Origin of the sequence: Gluconobacter sp. P1D12_c (assembly GCF_018812105.1) — a bacterium.
GTDB classification, from domain to species: Bacteria; Pseudomonadota; Alphaproteobacteria; order Acetobacterales; family Acetobacteraceae; genus Gluconobacter; species Gluconobacter oxydans_A.
The window spans coordinates 1-440 of record NZ_JACSIQ010000489.1; the positions used below are offsets into that span (position 1 = coordinate 1).

1 protein-coding gene is annotated in these 440 nt (G+C 49.5%); it reads left to right on the forward strand.

The window, feature by feature from the left end; genetic code table 11:
- The coding region (locus KP705_RS21815; protein WP_215765250.1) for a hypothetical protein at positions 1-418 on the forward strand (418 nt) is incomplete at its 5' end.
- Positions 419-440 lie beyond the last annotated feature (22 nt).

Below are 440 nucleotides of genomic sequence, written 5' to 3' on the forward strand. Positions count from 1 at the left end.
TACCCCAGCCCCCGGAACAACGGAGCCGTTTGTTATGATCCGTCCCGCACAGAACCGTGCTGTCACCTTGTGGCTAATGAAGAACAGTAAACGTCCAATGAAGGCCGTGGACGTCTGGACGCTCTTGTTCGACCACCTGTTCCCACATACCGGACAGATCATGCTAACCCGCGAAGAAATCGCCGAAAAAGTCGGAATTCGGGTCAACGAAGTTACAGCCATCATGAATGAACTGGTGAAGTTCGGTGCGATTTTCTCCGAGCGCGAAAAGGTAGCCGGTATGCGAGGGCCGGGTCTTGTCCGCTACTACATGAACCGCCACGTTGCTGAAGTAGGTAGTCGTGCTACACAAGAAGAACTTTCTACAATACCAAAGCCGGGATTTAATCTTGAAGTTATAGAAGGAGGAAAATTATGAAAACTAACGAACGATTCCATAT